This is a genomic window from Cupriavidus oxalaticus (assembly GCF_038900635.1).
Lineage (GTDB): Bacteria > Pseudomonadota > Gammaproteobacteria > Burkholderiales > Burkholderiaceae > Cupriavidus > Cupriavidus oxalaticus_B.
Window position 1 is genome coordinate 1 of sequence record NZ_JAYMRX010000091.1, and the last position, 445, is coordinate 445.

At 51.2% G+C, this 445-nt stretch carries 1 tRNA gene; it reads right to left on the bottom strand.

From position 1 onward, the window contains the following. Positions 1-319: 319 nt before the first annotated feature. A tRNA-Ala gene (locus VSR71_RS35090) sits at positions 320-395 on the bottom strand. Between the last annotated feature and the right edge of the window lie 50 nt (positions 396-445).

Genomic DNA, 445 nt, shown 5'->3' on the forward strand with positions numbered 1-445 from the left:
CTTGACCCTATAACAAGTGTGTCTCAACGACACGCTCACTACAGGTTGAGTTCTCGCATTTGTGCCGTATTCCAAGTCATCTTTCGATCACTTAAATACATTTTGGTTGATACAATCACAACCCGGTGTCGCGTTTTGTACTGCAGCGTCTCATCAACGCTTACGCGACACCTTTACTACATCCCATATTGTTAAAGAACAGCCGATCTTGCGATCGCTTGGCAATGCCAAATGGAAACACTCGCAACTCAGCGTCGCGAAGCGCTTTCATTTGACCACCAATCCAAGGTACCAGGCATTTCGCCCCGCTCGTAAGCGGTGGTGGAGGATGACGGGATCGAACCGACGACCCCCTGCTTGCAAAGCAGGTGCTCTCCCAGCTGAGCTAATCCCCCTTCGGATAACTTGGTGGGTCTGGTAGGACTTGAACCTACGACCCCCGCCT